Here is a 16,810-nt window from a genome sequence, read left to right on the forward strand (position 1 = left end):
TCGCGGAGGGCGAACTAGGGTTTCCGCGGATCGTCGCAGCTGCAGTGGGCAGGCCGGAAAGATGATTGCGCGTCCACGCCACTTCGTGGATGGTACCACCAGACGGCGATTCAGTTCTGCAAACGAGGCGTGCATGTTTCCACTCTCGCATATGATGAAGGCCTTCATTCGCAAGGGTCAGTTGACCGTGATCGACGCGACCGGCAGGCGGCACGTCTTTTCCGGAGAACCGGGGCCGAAGGTGACCATGCGCCTCACGGATCCGAAGCTCTATCGCACGCTCGTCTTCAATTCCGAACTCGCGGCTGGCGAGGCCTACATGGATGGGACGATGCGTTTCGAGGATGGGTCGACGCTCCGAGACTTCCTGCGGCTCTTTTCCATCAACCGCCTCTCGCTCGGTTCCTATCCGATCCAGAAGGTGCTGCGTGCGATCAAGATGCGCTTTCGCAAGCGCCAGCAATCCAACCGCAAGGGCCAGGCGCAACAGAACGTCGCGCACCACTACGATCTCGGCAATGATTTCTACAAGCTCTTCCTCGACGAGAACATGCTCTATTCCTGCGCATATTTCCGCGAGGAGGATGAAAGCCTGGAAGCGGCGCAGCGCAACAAGCTGAGGCTGCTTGCCTCCAAGCTTTGCCTCAGGCCGGGGATGAAGGTTCTCGATATCGGCTCGGGCTGGGGCGATCTTGCCCTCTATCTCGCGAAGCTGGAAGACGTCGAGGTACTCGGCGTGACCCTTTCCAAGGAGCAACAGGCGCTTGCTACCAGTCGCGCCGAGGCGGCGGGGCTCGCCGGACGCGTCAAATTCGAGCTCCGTGATTATCGCGACGTCTCCGGGCCGTTCGACCGCATCGTTTCGGTCGGCATGTTCGAGCACGTGGGCGTTCACCACTACGACGAATTCTTCAAGAAGCTGAATGCCCTGATGCCGGACAACGGCCTGGCGGTGCTGCATTCGATCGGACACATGAGCCCGCCGGGCATGGCGAGCGCATGGCTACGGAAGTACATCTTCCCGGGCGCTTATTCGCCGGCTCTTTCCGAGGTTTTTGAGGTGGTGGAGCAGAACAGCCTCTGGGTGAGCGACCTCGAATTCCTGCGCGTTCACTATGCGACGACGCTGGCCCACTGGGGAGAGAGATTCGAGAAGAACCGCGACAAGGTCGTTGCAATGTATGACGAGCGCTTCGCGCGGATGTGGGAGTTCTATCTCATCAGCGCTGAGATGATGTTCCGCACCGGCAGCCAGCTCGTCTTCCATATGCAGCTCTCCCGCTCGCGTGACGCCGCGCCGATCGTGCGTGATTACGTGACCGACAGGCAGCGCGACTACATGGCCCGGGAAAAGGCTCTGTCCCTGGAGGTTTGACGATCTCGGGTGCGACGTCTTGGCCGCGGCAAAGCCTGCCGTATCGCTTGACCGTGGATGCGTGAAATCCTACATTTAGAATTATTCTAAAGAAGGATTTTTCATGCTCTCCCGTTTTCTTCCGTCGTCCAAGCGCTCCCTCGAAACTTTGGGGGAGCAGGAGATCCTGGCACTCGCCATCTCGTCGGAGGAAGATGACGGGCGGATCTACCTCGCCTACGCGGATGCCTTGCGCGACGCCTATCCTCACTCGGCCAGGGTGTTCGAGGAAATGGCTGCGGAGGAGAGCCACCACCGGCAGATGTTGATCGACCTGCATGTCGCCCGGTTCGGAAACCGCATTCCACTGGTCCGGCGCGAGCATGTGCACGATTTTCCCGAGAGGAAGCCTGACTGGCTAATCGCCAACCTGTCGATCGAAACGGCTCGGACGCAGGCCGAGGCGATGGAAGAAGCGGCCCACCGGTTCTATGTGACGGCGGCCGCGCGCGCCACCGATGCGGCCACCCGCAAGCTGCTTGGTGATCTCGCCCTGGCCGAGAAATCCCACGAGTCGCTCGCACGCCGCCTTGGCGAGAAATTCACGCCCGAAGACGTCCAGGCGGACGAGGCGCAGACGGCGAAGCGGCAATTCCTCCTGACCTACATCCAGCCGGGCCTCGCCGGTCTCATGGATGGTTCCGTATCGACGCTGGCGCCGATCTTCGCAGCCGCCTTCGCCACCCAGGATACCTGGCAGACCTTCCTCGTGGGCCTCTCTGCCTCGGTCGGCGCCGGTATCTCCATGGGGTTCACGGAAGCCGCGCACGATGACGGCAAGCTTTCCGGCCGTGGCTCGCCCATCAAGCGCGGTCTTTCTTCCGGCCTGATGACGGCGATCGGCGGGCTCGGCCACGCGCTTCCCTACCTGATCCCGCATTTCATGCTCGCAACGGCAATCGCCGTGGCGGTCGTGTTCGTGGAACTCTGGGCCATCGCCTTCATTCAGAACAAGTATATGGAAACGCCTTTCCTGCGTGCGGCCTTCCAGGTCGTGCTTGGTGGCGGGCTGGTGCTGGCCGCCGGCGTATTGATCGGAAACGCCTGAAGCGCGTTCCCGTCAGCCCTGACTCGATCTTGAAGGTTACTTTGCCTCGGGCCTGATGCGGAAGATTGCAAGTGCCGTGTCGCTGCTGTCCAACCGCTCGAGATAGGGAGGAACGTCTCCTGCCAGCAGCCGTGCATAGAGCCCCTGGGGCTCGGCCTTCGCGACACTTCGCAACTGCATGTCCGACGGGCAGAAGGCGAGTAGGGTGACGCCGGCACCCCTGAGGAAGGCTTCCGCCTGCTTCGGGGGCGCAAGGCCGATGTGGAGCTCCGTCAGCATGCCGCCCTGATTGCGATGGTAGGGTCCGGCGAGTGCTCGATGCTTGGTGTAGCGCAAGATCGACGCACCGAGATCCGGCGGACCGGCCACAACACCTGCAGGTTCGCGCGCGAGTTCCGCCATGGCGAGTGGACTGGTGCAGGAAGGTTTCGCGCGGCTCGGTCCGAGGTTCGCAAGAAGCCGTTCGCGTGACATGCCGGGTACTGCAAGACCCGCAATCGCCCAGGCGGGCGGGACGGAGGCGATCGTCAGCGCCGCAAAAGCAATGCCGAGCTCCAGGTTTTTCGGGTTGGCGTTGGAGAGGCGTCGAAGGTCTGCGATCGCCATTGCGAGCGGAACAACCGCGAGCAGGTTCGAGAAGGCAGATCCGCGCACCTGCATGAGGGCGATCGCGAAAGCGCAGCCGATCATCGCCATCAGCGTGGCATGCGCCTCGATCTCCTCGCCTCGCACCATGCGAACCGCGCAGACGATGAGCGCCAGGACTGCGACAGCGTAAAACCCGCCGATGGAGCCTGGATCTATGCCGAACTGGGCGGTGATCGACTGCGCTTCGATCACCCGGAGAGCCAGAAGGTCTTGAGGAGGGGATCGAGTTCGTTCAGCGGATTCTGCAGGCAGCCGGGCGCGATCGCAAGCGTCGCGGCCGCAATCACCGCGCCGGCGACGAGGAGCGCGACGAAGCGCCCGTTGCGTTCAAGGCGACTGGCCTGCGTTGCCACGAGGAAGAGGGCGCCTCCGCCAAACGTGGCCAGCGCATAGAAGCCATAGGAGAGGTTGTCGCACGTCACCTGGCGATAGTGTGCGGGCGCGATGGTACCGAAGAATGCGAGTGTTGTCACAAGTGCGAGCGCCAAACCGAAGGCGGAGGCAGCACGCAGGAACGGTTCGCCGTGCCAGGCCCACTTGAAGGCAACGAGCAGGCAGACGACCGCGACAAGCGGCGTGGTTTCGGCCCCGATCGCGATCGCAAGGGCGCAGCCCGCGCCGGCGACCGCGAAGCTTCGCGCCCGAAATCTTCCATCGAGGAGCATCGCAGCGACGATTGCGATCAATGCCAGCTGTACATTGTGATGATCGATCGAACCTGGTTGGAAACGGTTGATTGAGACGACGAAGATGGCGCTGAGAAGAAGCGCCACGTGCATGGTCGGTCGCCCGCCGAGGCGCAGGCCCGCGAGCCCCATGCCGTAGAGAAGTGGCACCGTCAGTGCCAGCGGCCAGATAGCAAGGGCCAGCGCCTCGGCGCGTTCCCTGCCCGCAAACACCGAGAAGATGTCGATCAGGTTGGCGATCGGCAGATCGACCAGCCGTGACCAGTGCATGAGCGTTCCGCCCTCTAGCCCCAGCCTGTACTGGGTCGGATCGAACCAGCTCTGGCCCGCGAGAAGGTCGCGTACGACGACGAGGCGCATGATGTCGTCATTGTCCGCACCGACATAGTCGGTGGCAAAGGGCAGGGACACGAGAAGGATGGCGGCGATAGCCGCTACCGCATAGGCGGCGAGGACCTTGAGGGGAAGCTCGGCACGAAGGCTCCGATCATCCGCCTGTGAAGGATGCGGTAGGTCCATCGATACCGTTTTTGCCACCCGCCCGCACCTTTCTCCAGCATTCCCGCGCCGGCGAAACCTAGCCTTAACCTTCTCAAGAAATAGTAAAATACACGGGATGCGTTCAGACCCGCCAACCTTGCAGGAAACGATAGCCGTCATGACGGAAGCCGAATTCCAGGAATATCAGGTGGCGGTCCTGCTGCCATGCTACAACGAGGCGCAGACCATCGGCGACGTCGTCGCCGGCTTCAGGGCGGCACTGCCCCATGCCCGCATCTACGTCTACGACAACAACTCGACCGACAGCACGGCGCTTAGGGCCGCGCTCGCCGGCGCGAGAGTGGTGCGCGAGCGTCGCCAGGGCAAGGGCAACGTGGTGCGCCGGATGTTTTCCGATATCGACGCCGACATCTACCTGATGGCCGATGGCGACGGCACCTATCCTCCGCGGGATGCGCAGGAACTGATACGAACGCTTCTGACCGAAGGGGCGGACATGGTCGTCGGCACGCGTCGCGGCGTGCGCGCCGATGCCGGGCGGCAGGGACACGCCATCGGCAACCGCATCTTCAACCTTCTCTATCGTTCGCTGTTCGGCAGCGACTTCACCGATATCTTCTCCGGCTATCGCGCTTTCTCACGCCGTTTCGCGAAGAGCTTTCCGGCCGTATCCGGTGGGTTCGAGATCGAAACCGAGATGTCGGTCCATGCCTCGCGCCTGCGCCTGCCGGTCGCGGAGCTGGAGCTTGACTATGGCCGCAGGCCGGAGGGCTCCCATTCCAAGCTCTCGACCTTCCGCGACGGCGGAAAGATCCTCTGGATGTTCGCGATGCTGATGAAGGAGACGCGACCGTTCACCTTCTTCGGCGCGATCAGCGGCGCCTTCATGCTGTCGAGCCTCCTGTTCATGGCGCCGGTGGTCACAGCATATTTCCAGACCGGGCTCGTCGACCGGCTCCCGACCTGGGTTCTGTCCATGGCGCTGATGATGATCTCTTTCATGATCTTCACGGCGGGGCTCATTCTCGATTCACTTGCCCGCGCCCGCAGCGAACAGCTGCGCATCCACTACATGGGTCTCCCGTCCACGCGCGGCGAAACCGCGGTCGTTCCTGTTGCTGCCCTGACGGGTCGCGACGATGCAAGGGCCGAAGCCGCATGAGGAAACTTCTCTGGTTCGCCGTGGCCGGCGGAACGGGTTTCCTTGTCGATGCCGGCATGCTCGCCATTCTGCTCTCGCTAACGCCGCTCGGCCCGTTCGCGGCGCGGATCGTTGCGATAGCCGTTGCAATGGCAGCGACCTGGATGATCAATCGCAGCCTCACCTTCGGACGCAGCCGCCACTCGCTCGCGACGGAGGGCGCGCGCTACGGCAGCATCGGCCTGTCATCGGCGTTGCTCAACTATGGGATCTATTCCGGCCTGCTGCTCGCGGTTCCGGAGCTTCCGCCGCTTGTCGCCGTCGCCCTGTCGTCCGGATTGGCGACGGCCTGGTCATGGTTCGGCTATTCGCGTTTCGTGTTTGGCGGGGCAGCCGCGACGACGGAGTGATCGCGGCGCCTGGCGGCTGGATTTACACCGCCTCCCAGCCGTCCTTCTCGCTTGCTCGATAGATCGCATCGATCAGCTTCTGGTTGTTCAGCGAATTCTCAAGCGTGACGACCTCTTCGTCTTGCCCCATGGCCGCACGTGAGAAAGCCTCGGCCTCGCGCTTGTACTGGCGGGCGTCCTGGAAGCGGAAATGCTGCGATTCCGAGTGGGTCTGGTTGGTGAGTTCGACTTCCTCCGTGCCATAACGGTCGGCATTGAAGGGAGATTTCACCTCGATGAATCCCTTGTCGCCGTGGAACACCATCACCTGGCGCTGTGCGAGCTGCGTCGAGATGTAGAAACTCAGTTCGAAATCGCCGAAGTCTGCCCGGACGCTCGAATAGATGTCCGTGCCGAATTCCGGATCGCGGTCCGTTGTGGCCTGCACGCGAAGCGCTTCCTTGCCGGTCGCAAAGCGCGTTGTAATTGTCGGATACACGCCGATGTCAGGCAGGCCGCCGCCGCCGAGTTCCGGAACGTTGCGCATGTTGCCGGGATCGCGATTGTAATAGGTGAATGCACCCTGCACGTGGCGCAACTTTCCGATTGCGCCTTCCCGCAGCAGATCCCGCACTTTCCGCCAGACGGGACTGTAGGTCACCATGTACGCTTCCGAGACAAGAACCTTGTTCCTGTCGCGGGCCTCGATCAACCCGTTGATCTGCGATGCCTTCAATGCGATCGGCTTTTCGCACAGGACGTGCTTTCCGGCTTCCGCCGCCTTGATGGTCCATTCCACGTGCTGTGCGGTTGGAAGCGGAATGTAGACGGCGTCGATCGTGTCTGATGCCAGCATTTCCTCGTAGGAACCGAAGGCATGGGTCACCGAGAACCGGTCGGCCATCGCGCGCGCCTTGGCCTGGTCGCGGCTCGCAATCGCAGTGACCACGCAATTCTCCGCATCCTGGATAGCGGGAACCACGAGTTCTCGACCGATCTTTGCCGTTGACAGAATACCGAAGCGCAACATGGAAATTCCTCCCTGAGTTTTGTCCGCAGACTAGAGCAACGGATCCTCAAATGGAAACATTCTGTTGGCTTGGAGGGAGCCATCCCCCGAAGAACGCCGAGTAAGGGCGCCGCTCTCACACCACATTCCAGTCGGATGTTCACGTCGGTCGCCGGCTCTCGTGGCACCGGGAAAACCCGGTCCCTCGGTTGTTCCTCCAAGACTCGCCGCCCGCAGGAGATCGATCCGTAAAATATCTGTGGCAGAGCGTGAAATTGGCCTCTCGCATCGCTATGTTCCTAGAATCCTTGTTCCTTTCAAAATCCCACCATGGAGAAACCTATGCAGAAGCGCACTCTCGGTCGTACCGACCTCCAGATCGCACCTCTCGTGTTTGGCGGCAATGTCTTTGGCTGGACGGCCGACGAGGCCACGTCTTTCGATCTTCTGGACGGATTTGTTGGCGGAGGTTTCAACGCGATCGATACGGCTGATGTCTATTCTCGCTGGGCGCCGGGCAACAGCGGGGGCGAATCCGAGACCATCATTGGCAAATGGCTGAAGCGCTCTGCCGTTCCCCGGGACAAGGTCGTGATCATCACCAAGGTCGGGTCAGACATGGGGCAAGGCCGCACGGACCTTTCCAGGAAGTGGATCGTCAAGGCTGTCGAGGATTCGCTGAAACGTCTCCAGACGGACCACATCGATCTCTATCTCTCCCATTGGCCGGATGACTCAACGCCCTACGAGGAAACGCTGGAGGCCCATGCAGACCTCGTGAAGCAGGGAAAGATCCGGCACTTCGGTGCTTCCAACCTCGACGCCGTTCAGCTTCAGGCCTCCTTCGACGCGGCTGAGAAGGCAGGCCTGCCGCGCTACACGGTCCTGCAGCCGGAATACAATCTCTATGACCGAGCCGCATTCGAGGGACCGCTCGCCGAACTGTGCCGGCGGGAAGAGATTGGCGTGATCACGTATTTCAGCCTCGCATCCGGCTTCCTGACTGGAAAGTACCGTTCCAAGGCGGATGTGGTGGGGCACACCCGTGGCGAGGGCGTTGCCAAGTATCTCGATGATCGCGGAACGAGGATACTTGCCGCTCTCGACGACGTCGCGGCGGCCACCGGCGCAAAGCCCGCTGAGATCGCTCTTGCCTGGCTTATGGCGAAGCCTGCCGTGACGGCGCCGATTGCGAGCGCGACGAGCACGACCCAGTTGGAAAGCCTGATCAAGTCAGCGCAACTGAAGCTTTCGGCCGAAGATCTGGCTCGCCTGGACCAGGCTGGCGCCATTTGACGCAGGCAGGCGATCCGTCAACGCCGCGAGGCGGGGTTGACGGATCGCCTCCGATCGCGTCATTGTTTCTACTATTACGAGTGGAAATAGTATTGAGCTCGCCAGTTCCTGTGGATAGTCCAGCGATCGCAGTAATTCGTGCAGCTTATAGTTGACCCAATTTTGAGCAATTGATAATACAATTTAAGTTGATCGTGTTTGCATCCCATAATTTTTGAGGGGTATTGTGGACGATGAATGAGGATGTGCCCGAGATCCAAACAGCGGACGACAACATCCTCCTAAAGATCCCGAAGCCGCGACTTCCGGACTCTCTGGATGAAATTCTCAGGCCAAAAACGCAGATTGCGCACCGCTACAGTGTAAGTGCGAACATCGATGAAGCGCGCATAGCGGCTTTCTTCCAGGCAATCGATGCAGTGGCAAAGAAGAGCGGCGCTACCGAATGCGTGAATTTTTCCGTCGACGTGCTCTACGATGACGGATCCAGCAAGTCATTTCGAAGTGTCGATGCCCTCTTGCTGAACAGTCACACCGTGCATGCGACCTCGATTTCGGCAGTGCTTCGCCTCACCTATCTCGTGAAGTTTGCGGGACGCGACCTCGCGACAGAGCAGGACATAAACGTCTACGTGACGTCGAATCGCAGCGGAGTACAATGGCTGCGCGGGAGTACATCGTCCGAGCCCAATCTGGTCATTTCGGTCTCCACGACGCGCCTTCCGTGGGCCGAGGGGATCATCCGCAGGTTTTCACGCCACGTGAGAAACGAGTTCGGCACAGTTGGCAGGCTCTCGAAAGCCATTTCTTCACTTTACTTCAGACGGCCGACAAGCTTCCTCATTCACGGACTGGCCGTTGCGGTCCTCGCGCTTTTCTCGGTCTTCTACCTCGATGATTGTCTGGAGCAGGTGCTGCGAATTCGATCGGCCGAGGGCGAGATTTCCCGCATTGCCCCGATTTCGAGCCTCAGTGACAAGGCATCGGTATTGATGGATCTGGTCAGAACCGATCCGCTCTCGCTCGTCGATCCTCGTCTGTTCCTGAAATACCTCTTCTACTCGCTGACGGTGCTCATCGTCTTCTTCATTCTGCCGGTAGCCTATGCCGATTTCAGCGCGCGCAGCTACGTTTCCATCGGCAAGGTGTCCGAGCATCGCAACCGTAAGGCATCCAGAAGCCTCAACTCCATTATGCTTTGCGTCATCGGCTGTGCGGTTCTTTTGCTTGCCGCAAGCCTGACCATCAGCCGGTTCTGACAAAAAGGCCCCCGAATCCGATGGATTCGAGGGGCTCGTATGCCGATAGCTGGGAGATGGCCGGGGCGCCCCATTCGAAGAACTGAACGCCGTCCTCGCGTCAGGGCTCTGTTTATCCCCTGAGCACACCGCCAGTCGTTTTTGCGACGTTCGCGATGATCTTGGCCGTGAGAGCCTCGAAATCCTCGTCCGTCAGCGTACGTTCCGCCGGCTGGATCACGACTTCGATCGCGATCGATTTCTTTCCCTCGCCGAGCGCTGCGCCCTCGAACACATCGAAGACGTTTACTGCGGTTACGAGCTTGCGATCGGCCCCCGAAGCGGCGCGAAGGATTGCGCCCGCTTCCACCGTCTTGTCGACGACGAAGGCGAAGTCGCGCTTCACGGCCTGAAGGGGGAAAGCTCGAGCGCCGGCTTGGTACGGGTGGCCTTCCTCTTCGGCTCGGACATGGCGTCGATGTAGATCTCGAAGCCGCAGAGTGCACCCGAGACGTCGAGCGCCTCGAGGGTCTTCGGATGGAATTCGCCGAAGTAGCCAAGCACCACCTTCGGCCCCATCTTTATCGTGCCCGACCGGCCGGGATGGTACCAGGCCGGACCGCCGCGCTCGATCTGGACATTGCCCATCGGCAGGCCGCAGGCCTCGAGAACGGCCAGTGCGTCGGCCTTGGCATCATAGACGTCGACCGGCTTGCCGCCGCCCTTGGCCGCGTTCGACCACATGCGTGCAGCCCCTGCGAGCGAGGCCGTGCCGCGACGCACGCCACCGGCAACCCGGCGCTGGCCTTCCGGCCGATCGTTCTCGTAGGTTCCGGAGACTTCGAAGATCGCAACGTCGCCATAGCCCTTGTCGGCATTGCGCTGCGCCGCAGTCAGGAGCCCGGGAAGCAGGGACGGACGCATGTCCGACATGTCGGCAGCGATTGGATTGGACAAGGCAAGCTCGGGCGCTCCGCCACCGAACAGGATGGCATGCGCCTTCGGAATGAACGACCAGGTGACGGCCTCCATCATTCCGCGCGAAGCAAGTGCGCGCTTTGCGGTCCGCGAGCGTATCTGCAGCGTGGTCAGGATCTTGCAATTGACGCTTGTATGGTTCGGCAGAGGCTCGGCACGGATCTGGTCCACGCCGTGGATGCGCATCACCTCTTCCACCAGGTCGGCCTTGCCGTCTACGTCGGGACGCCAGGACGGTACGGAAACCGAGATGCGTTCGCCGTTGCCGGATACGCCGAACCCCAGCCTGGTCAGGATATCGCGGCTTTCCTCGGCCGAAACCTCGAGGCCGGTGAGGCGCTTGACTTCGGAGAGCGGGAAATCGACGACCTTTGCAGTGTGGCCCTTGTAGCCAACGACATTGGCCTTGCCGGCAATGCCGCCGCAAAGCTGCAGCACCAGTTCCGTGGTGCGCTCCAGCCCGGGCACCATGTATTCCGGATCCACGCCACGCTCGAAGCGGTAGCGCGCATCTGTGATGATGCCCAGCGTGCGTCCGGTCTTGGCAATGTTCATCGGGTCCCAGAGCGCGGACTCGATCAGCACGTCGACTGTATTCTCGTCGCATCCGGAATGTTCGCCACCCATCACGCCGCCGATCGATTCGATCCCGTCCTCGTCAGAGATGACGACGTTGTTCGGGGCGAGCGTATATTCGCGCTGGTCGAGTGCGAGCACTGTCTCGCCTTCCTTCGCGCGACGGACCGTCAGGTTGCCCGTAACCTTGGCGGCATCGAACACATGCATCGGCCGGCCCTGGTCGAAGGTCATGTAGTTGGTGATGTCGACCAGAGCATTGATCGGACGGAGGCCGATCGCCAGCAGACGCCGCTGCATCCAGGCCGGGCTCGGTCCGTTCTTCACGCCACGCACGATGCGCAGAGCGAAGCCGGGGCAAAGGTGGGTGTCCTCGCCGAGTTCGAGGGAAACCCGCACGGGCGTCTCCCCCTCGACCTTGAAGGACGGCGCCCGGACATCCTTCAGGGTGCCGAGGCCGGAGGCTGCGAGGTCACGCGCAATTCCGTGCACACTGGTGCAATCGGGCCGGTTCGGTGTGAGATTGATCTCGATGACCGGATCGTCGAGGCCCGCATAGGAGGCAAAGCTGGTGCCGATCGGGGCGTCCGCGGGCAGATCGATGATGCCGTCGTGGTTATCCGACATCTCGAGTTCTTTTTCGGAACACATCATGCCGCGGCTTTCGACCCCGCGGATGTTGCCGACCGAAAGCGTCACGTCGATGCCCGGCACGTAGGTGCCGGGTGCTGCGAAGGCGCCGACGAGGCCTGCACGCGCATTCGGCGCACCGCAAACCACCTGCACCGGCGCGCCCGTGCCGGTATCAACCATCAGCACGCGCAGCTTATCGGCGTTCGGGTGCTGTTCGGCCGAAACCACCTTGGCGATCACGAAGGGTCGGAATGATGCCTTGTCGTCGACATCCTCGACCTCGAGCCCGATCGCAGTGAGGCGTTCGCATATCTGTTCGAGCGAGGCGTCCGTTTCCAGATGCTCTTTGAGCCAGGAGAGGGTGAATTTCATGATTTTTTCCTTAGGCGCTCAACTCAGGCACTCAGACCGCCGAACAGCGTCGGCATGTCCAGTGGACGGAAACCGTAGTGGCTCATCCAGCGCACGTCGGCGTTGAAGAAGTCGCGCAGGTCCGGCATGCCGTATTTCAGCATGGCGATACGGTCGAGACCCATTCCCCAGGCAAAGCCCTGATACTCGTCGGGATCGAGCCCGCCGGCCTTGAGCACGTTGGGATGCACCATGCCGCAGCCGAGGATTTCCATCCAGTCGGTTCCCTCGCCGAACTTGACGATCGGGCCTGAAGAGCGATCGCACTGGATGTCGACCTCGAAGGACGGCTCGGTGAAGGGGAAGAAGGACGGGCGGAAACGCATCGTCACGCTGTCCACCTCGAAGAAGGCCTTGCAGAACTCCTCCAGCACCCAGCGCATGTTGGCGACATTCGCCGCCTTGTCCACCACCAGACCCTCGACCTGGTGGAACATCGGCGAGTGCGTCGCGTCAGAGTCCTGGCGATAGGTCTTGCCGGGGATGATGATGCGGATCGGCGGCTTCTGCGCTTCCATCGTGCGCACCTGCACCGGGGAGGTATGGGTGCGCAACACCCTGCGCTCGCCGTTCGCATCGGGCGGGAAGAAGAACGTGTCGTGCATCTCGCGGGCTGGGTGACCCTCGGGGAAGTTCAGCGCGGTGAAGTTGTAGTAGTCCGTCTCGATGTCCGGGCCTTCGGCGATCGCAAACCCCATGTCGGCGAAGATCGCGGTGATCTCGTCGACGATCTGGCTGATCGGGTGGATGCGCCCGCGCTCGGCGGGGGAGGAACGAACCGGCAGGCTGATGTCCACCGTTTCGGCAGCGAGACGCGCTGCGATTGCGGCGTCCTTCAATGCGCTCTTGCGGGACGCGATCGCCTCGGTCAGTTCGTTCTTCAGGGCATTGATCGCGGCTCCACGGGTCTGGCGCTCTTCCGGCGACATCGAACCAAGCGTCTTCAGGAGTTCGGAGACCGAACCCTTCTTGCCCAGAGCGGCGACGCGGAGCGCCTCGATGCCCGCCTCATCTTCAGCGGTGGCAACGTCGGCAAGCAGTGTCTGTTTGAGGGAGTCGAGATCGGACATCGGTCAAAATCCATTCGGAAAAAGAAAAAACCCGCGCTAGCCCTGCCAGCGCGGGTTTCCCAACTTGAAGTGTCAAAGGCTTGGGAAGCGCTGGTCTTAACGAACCGCGCTTTCAAACTCGTTTGCCGTACCGGCTTCCTTGAGGTAGGCGAGTGCCTTCTTCGCGGCTTCGACGAGAACGCCGAATGCCGGTGCGTCATGGATAGCCATATCGGACAGAACCTTGCGGTCCACTTCGATGCCGGCCTTGTTCAGGCCGTCGATGAAGCGGCCATAGGTCAGGCCGTGCTCGCGGACGGCAGCGTTGATGCGCTGGATCCAGAGCGCGCGGAAATTGCGCTTGTTGACCTTGCGGTCGCGGTAGGCGTACTGCTTCGAACGGTCAACCGCTGCCTTGGCGGCGCGGATGGTGTTCTTGCGGCGGCCGTAGAAACCCTTGGCTGCCTTGAGTGTCTTCTTGTGCTTGGCGTGGGCGGTAACGCCGCGTTTTACACGTGCCATGTCATGATCTCCTTAACGTGTCCAAAATGCCTGAAAGTCTCAGAGACCGTTCGGCAGGTAGTTCTTGATGACTTTCTTGCCATCGGGCTCGGCGAGCACCATGGTGCCGCGCGCGTCGCGGATGAACTTGTTGGACCGCTTGATCATGCCGTGGCGCTTGCCTGCGGCAGCCGCTACGACCTTGCCGGTTGCGGTGATCTTGAACCGCTTCTTGGCAGACGATTTCGTCTTCATCTTGGGCATTTTGCTACTCCATTCTTCTTGAATTCGAGACGGGCTGACGAGGCACGTCTCCAGCGTAAAGAACGGCCACGGCATGCCCTGCCGGACCGTTCGGACGGGGGCTTGTAACCGAAGTCCCCGGAAAGAGCAACCGGAATCATGAACCCGGTGCCCGGCATTGCCCTGAAACGCAAAAGCCGCCCCATATGAGGCGGCCTGAACGTCCGGATCGGCTCTTGTCGGTTACTTCGGTGCCAGAACCATCATCATCTGCCGGCCCTCGAGCTTCGGCTCGGCTTCGACCTTGGCGATGGCAACGGTATCTTCCTTGACCTGCATCAGCAGCTTCATTCCGAGTTCCTGGTGGGCCATTTCGCGGCCGCGGAACTTCAGCGTCACCTTCACCTTGTCGCCTTCGTCGAAGAAGCGGTTCATCGCCTTCATCTTCACATCATAGTCATGGGTGTCGATGTTGGGACGCATCTTGATCTCTTTGATCTCGACGATTTTCTGCTTCTTGCGCGCTTCGGCCGCCTTCTTCTGGTTGGCGTACTTCAGCTTGCCCAGATCCAGGATCTTGCAGACCGGGGGCTCGGAATTCGGCGAGATCTCCACGAGATCCAGGCCGGCTTCCTCGGCCATGCGAAGTGCCTGATCGGTGGGGACTATGCCGTGGTTGGTGCCTTCGGCATCGATGAGCTGAATCCGGGGTATCCGGATTTCCTTGTTGGAACGCGGGCCGTCCTTGACGGGGGCCTCCGTTTTGAAGGGTCTGCGAATGGTCGTACTCTCCTCGAATCGTTAAAGGTAGGGATGTCTTTGCGCTTGGCGATCCCCCGCTGAGCCGCAAACCACGGCGTCGAGCGGCAATGTGTAGATTGCCTCGGCCCTGTCAATAGCATGGCTCGCGGAAAAAATCACCATCTGTCCCGTTTTGCGCGAATCTGGTCTAGGACAGCAGCAGAAACGGGGCCAATCGACGAATGTCGGCCCTTGCGAGCCATTCTTATATGGAGAGGAGCACGGCGATGAACAAGGACGATCCGGCAGAAAGCGGCATCGAACGTCTCATGGTCGGAGAGGGTGCCGCCGAGCGCGCCATAGCCATGCGGATCGATCGGCCAGGATCCGAAAACCGCTTGCCACATGTCGTGTGGCTCGGGGGATACCGCTCCGACATGACCGGGACGAAGGCGGCGGAACTGGCACGGCGTGCGGTCGAGCTCGGTACCGGCTGCATCCGGTTCGACTATTCGGGGCACGGCGCCTCGGGCGGCCAGTTCGTCGAGGGCACGATCTCGCGCTGGCTCGAGGAGGCGCTGGCCGTGATGGATCATGCCCGCTCGACGCTCGGTACGCAGCGGATGCTGCTGGTTGGTTCGTCGATGGGCGGTTGGATCGCCCTTCGTGCAATCGAGGAACTGCGCAAGCGCGGCGAGGGAGGTCGCGTGGGGGCGATGGTTCTCATCGCACCCGCCCCGGATTTCACGTCCGAACTCGTGGAGCCAAATCTCACCGATGCGGAACGGAACTCGCTCGCGGAACGGGGCTTCTTCGAGGAGCCGACGCCCTACGGACCGGATGCAAACATCTATACCCGCGCGCTGATCGAGGATGGGCGCGCCAACCGCGTGCTCGAAGGCCTGATCGACACCGGATGCCCTGTTCACATCCTGCAGGGCATGAATGATCCCGATGTACCCTTCACCCATGCCGTGAGGCTGATGGAACACCTCGCAGGCGACGATGCTGTGCTGACATTGATCCGCGACGGCGACCATCGTCTCTCGCGTCCCCAGGACATCGCGAAGATGCTGGAGACGGTTTCGTCGCTGGCAACCGCCGTATCCTGAGGCTTTGAGGGCCGTTCAAATGAGCGGCCCCGGCCCCATCTTAACCATAATTCACGGTCGCGAATTATGATTATTGACTCGTTGCCCGCTTAAATCTTAACTTTTTGTTAAGGATTCAGGGGACGTTTCATGGCGCGGATGACAGGTGCGAAAGCTTTGATGGTGGCTGTTGCCGCCATGTTCGTATCCACTTCCGCTGCAACGCCGGCACCGGCATCGGCTCTGTCGATGCGCACCGGCAGCATCACGTCCCAGCCGATCGGGCACTACGAGTTCTGCCGTACCCATCGCGACGAGTGCCAGGCGGGTCCGCGTGGAGTGCAGCCCGCCAAGGTCACCGAATTCGGCTGGAGCGTCGTTCGCGAGATCAATGCGAGCGTCAATCGCGAGATCACCCCAATGACGGACAAGGAGCTTTTCGGCAAGGATGAGTTCTGGGCCTATCCCGAGGGCGCCGGCGATTGCGAGGACTATGTCCTGCTGAAGCGCAGGATGCTGATGGAACGCGGCTTCGCCGCGGCAGATCTGCTGATCACCGTCGTTCGCAAGCCCGACGGGGAAGGCCACGCCGTTCTCACCGTCCGCAGCACGGATGGCGATTTCATCCTGGACAACCTGAACAGCGACGTGAAGCTCTGGACGAAGACACCCTACCGCTACCTGAAGCGGCAGTCCTCCTTCCACGCCGGGCGCTGGGTTTCGATCGAGAACGGCGATGCCGTCATGGTCTCTTCGGTCGGCAACTGACGCAGACTGCTTTCTCGTTGATCTTCCGGCCGCCTCACTGGGCGGCCGTTTCATTTGTGATGCCGCCGCCAGGGCCCTGGCGCGTCAGTAGAGCCCCACCAGCCCCTCCGCAGTGGTGCCCGTCTCGAGCACGCGGCTTGCCCTCAGCGGCACGATCGCACCCGCCACGAGGTTCACGAAGGAGACGGCGTCTCCCGAGAGCATGACGACGGATAGGTCGCCGCCCCTGCCGATGTAGAGCGCGCGCGTTGCGGCAGGCAAGTCGGTCCCGTCATCGGGAGTGATGGCGAAGGCATGCGTAGCGGGCGCATCAAACGATGCATTGTATCCGGAAAAGAAATCGGTCATGGCGCTGTCCTTTCGAATGAAAACGCGCCCATTCTGCCGTGAGCCGGACCGGCGGGGATATTTGCGGCGCGGATATTCTCCCGCAGGAATGCGGGGGAAAC

At 61.4% G+C, this 16,810-nt stretch carries 16 protein-coding genes and 1 pseudogene; 8 read left to right on the top strand and 9 right to left on the bottom strand.

The window, feature by feature from the left end:
• The first annotated feature begins 133 nt into the window (after window positions 1-133).
• Window positions 134-1,375: a cyclopropane-fatty-acyl-phospholipid synthase family protein gene (locus F3Y30_RS04545; RefSeq protein ID WP_203425341.1), complete on the top strand. Its 1,242-nt coding sequence runs from the start codon at window positions 134-136 to the stop codon at window positions 1,373-1,375.
• A gap of 103 nt (window positions 1,376-1,478) precedes the next feature.
• The gene (gene mbfA, locus F3Y30_RS04550; protein WP_203425342.1) at window positions 1,479-2,462 is read left to right on the top strand and encodes an iron exporter MbfA; all 984 of its coding nucleotides are present in this window, start codon (window positions 1,479-1,481) and stop codon (window positions 2,460-2,462) included.
• Between the two features lie 36 nt (window positions 2,463-2,498).
• Here mbfA and F3Y30_RS26160 read toward each other — a convergent pair whose 3' ends face one another.
• Both F3Y30_RS26160 and F3Y30_RS26165 read right to left on the bottom strand, forming a co-directional pair.
• Window positions 2,499-3,302 carry a hypothetical protein gene (locus tag F3Y30_RS26160; RefSeq protein WP_246752866.1) on the bottom strand — a complete coding sequence of 268 codons (804 nt, stop codon included), beginning with the start codon at window positions 3,300-3,302 and terminating at the stop codon, window positions 2,499-2,501.
• Window positions 3,299-4,333: a hypothetical protein gene (locus F3Y30_RS26165; protein WP_246752867.1), complete on the bottom strand. Its 1,035-nt coding sequence runs from the start codon at window positions 4,331-4,333 to the stop codon at window positions 3,299-3,301. Before F3Y30_RS26165 ends, F3Y30_RS26160 begins: the two co-directional genes overlap by 4 nt.
• A gap of 121 nt (window positions 4,334-4,454) precedes the next feature.
• On the opposite strand from F3Y30_RS26165, the gene F3Y30_RS04560 reads away from it, so the two are divergent.
• Both F3Y30_RS04560 and F3Y30_RS04565 read left to right on the top strand, forming a co-directional pair.
• Entirely contained in the window at window positions 4,455-5,459 is a 1,005-nt protein-coding gene (locus F3Y30_RS04560) for a glycosyltransferase (protein ID WP_203425343.1), read from the top strand.
• On the top strand, window positions 5,456-5,848 hold the full coding sequence (locus tag F3Y30_RS04565; protein ID WP_203425344.1) for a GtrA family protein: 393 nt from the start codon (window positions 5,456-5,458) through the stop codon (window positions 5,846-5,848). The genes F3Y30_RS04560 and F3Y30_RS04565 overlap by 4 nt, the downstream gene beginning before the upstream one ends.
• 22 nt (window positions 5,849-5,870) lie before the next feature.
• Here F3Y30_RS04565 and F3Y30_RS04570 read toward each other — a convergent pair whose 3' ends face one another.
• A complete protein-coding gene (locus F3Y30_RS04570) occupies window positions 5,871-6,857 on the bottom strand; it encodes a Gfo/Idh/MocA family oxidoreductase (RefSeq protein WP_203425345.1) in 987 nt (328 codons plus the stop codon).
• A 321-nt stretch (window positions 6,858-7,178) separates the two neighbouring features.
• Between F3Y30_RS04570 and F3Y30_RS04575 the strand changes: the two genes are divergently transcribed.
• Window positions 7,179-8,132, top strand: coding sequence for an aldo/keto reductase (locus F3Y30_RS04575; RefSeq protein WP_203425346.1), 954 nt, complete (start codon window positions 7,179-7,181; stop codon window positions 8,130-8,132).
• Window positions 8,133-8,365: 233 nt separating this feature from the next.
• Complete coding sequence (locus F3Y30_RS04580) at window positions 8,366-9,391, top strand: hypothetical protein (protein ID WP_203425347.1); 1,026 nt, start codon at window positions 8,366-8,368, stop codon at window positions 9,389-9,391.
• A gap of 112 nt (window positions 9,392-9,503) precedes the next feature.
• Here the strand turns inward: F3Y30_RS04580 and pheT are convergent.
• The 5 genes and pseudogenes from pheT to infC all read right to left on the bottom strand — a co-directional run bounded on the left by pheT (window position 9,504) and on the right by infC (window position 14,541).
• Window positions 9,504-11,929 (bottom strand): annotated as a pseudogene (gene pheT / locus F3Y30_RS04585) (phenylalanine--tRNA ligase subunit beta).
• Window positions 11,930-11,952: 23 nt separating this feature from the next.
• Window positions 11,953-13,038, bottom strand: coding sequence for a phenylalanine--tRNA ligase subunit alpha (gene pheS, locus F3Y30_RS04590; RefSeq protein ID WP_203425348.1), 1,086 nt, complete (start codon window positions 13,036-13,038; stop codon window positions 11,953-11,955).
• A 96-nt stretch (window positions 13,039-13,134) separates the two neighbouring features.
• On the bottom strand, window positions 13,135-13,539 hold the full coding sequence (gene rplT / locus F3Y30_RS04595; protein WP_203425349.1) for a 50S ribosomal protein L20: 405 nt from the start codon (window positions 13,537-13,539) through the stop codon (window positions 13,135-13,137).
• Between the two features lie 39 nt (window positions 13,540-13,578).
• The gene (gene rpmI, locus F3Y30_RS04600) at window positions 13,579-13,782 is read right to left on the bottom strand and encodes a 50S ribosomal protein L35 (protein ID WP_029620731.1); all 204 of its coding nucleotides are present in this window, start codon (window positions 13,780-13,782) and stop codon (window positions 13,579-13,581) included.
• A 222-nt stretch (window positions 13,783-14,004) separates the two neighbouring features.
• Window positions 14,005-14,541, bottom strand: coding sequence for a translation initiation factor IF-3 (gene infC / locus F3Y30_RS04605; RefSeq protein WP_203426486.1), 537 nt, complete (start codon window positions 14,539-14,541; stop codon window positions 14,005-14,007).
• Window positions 14,542-14,789: 248 nt separating this feature from the next.
• Here infC and F3Y30_RS04610 point away from each other — a divergent pair, with 248 nt between their 5' ends.
• On the top strand, window positions 14,790-15,614 hold the full coding sequence (locus F3Y30_RS04610; protein ID WP_203425350.1) for an alpha/beta hydrolase: 825 nt from the start codon (window positions 14,790-14,792) through the stop codon (window positions 15,612-15,614).
• Between the two features lie 129 nt (window positions 15,615-15,743).
• Window positions 15,744-16,361, top strand: a complete 618-nt coding sequence (locus F3Y30_RS04615) for a transglutaminase-like cysteine peptidase (RefSeq protein ID WP_203425351.1) — start codon at window positions 15,744-15,746, stop codon at window positions 16,359-16,361.
• A gap of 84 nt (window positions 16,362-16,445) precedes the next feature.
• On the opposite strand, the gene F3Y30_RS04620 is transcribed toward F3Y30_RS04615, so the two are convergent.
• The gene (locus tag F3Y30_RS04620) at window positions 16,446-16,709 is read right to left on the bottom strand and encodes a hypothetical protein (protein WP_203425352.1); all 264 of its coding nucleotides are present in this window, start codon (window positions 16,707-16,709) and stop codon (window positions 16,446-16,448) included.
• Window positions 16,710-16,810 lie beyond the last annotated feature (101 nt).

The sequence above is a fragment of the Sinorhizobium sp. BG8 genome (assembly GCF_016864555.1).
Classification (GTDB): Bacteria; Pseudomonadota; Alphaproteobacteria; order Rhizobiales; family Rhizobiaceae; genus BG8.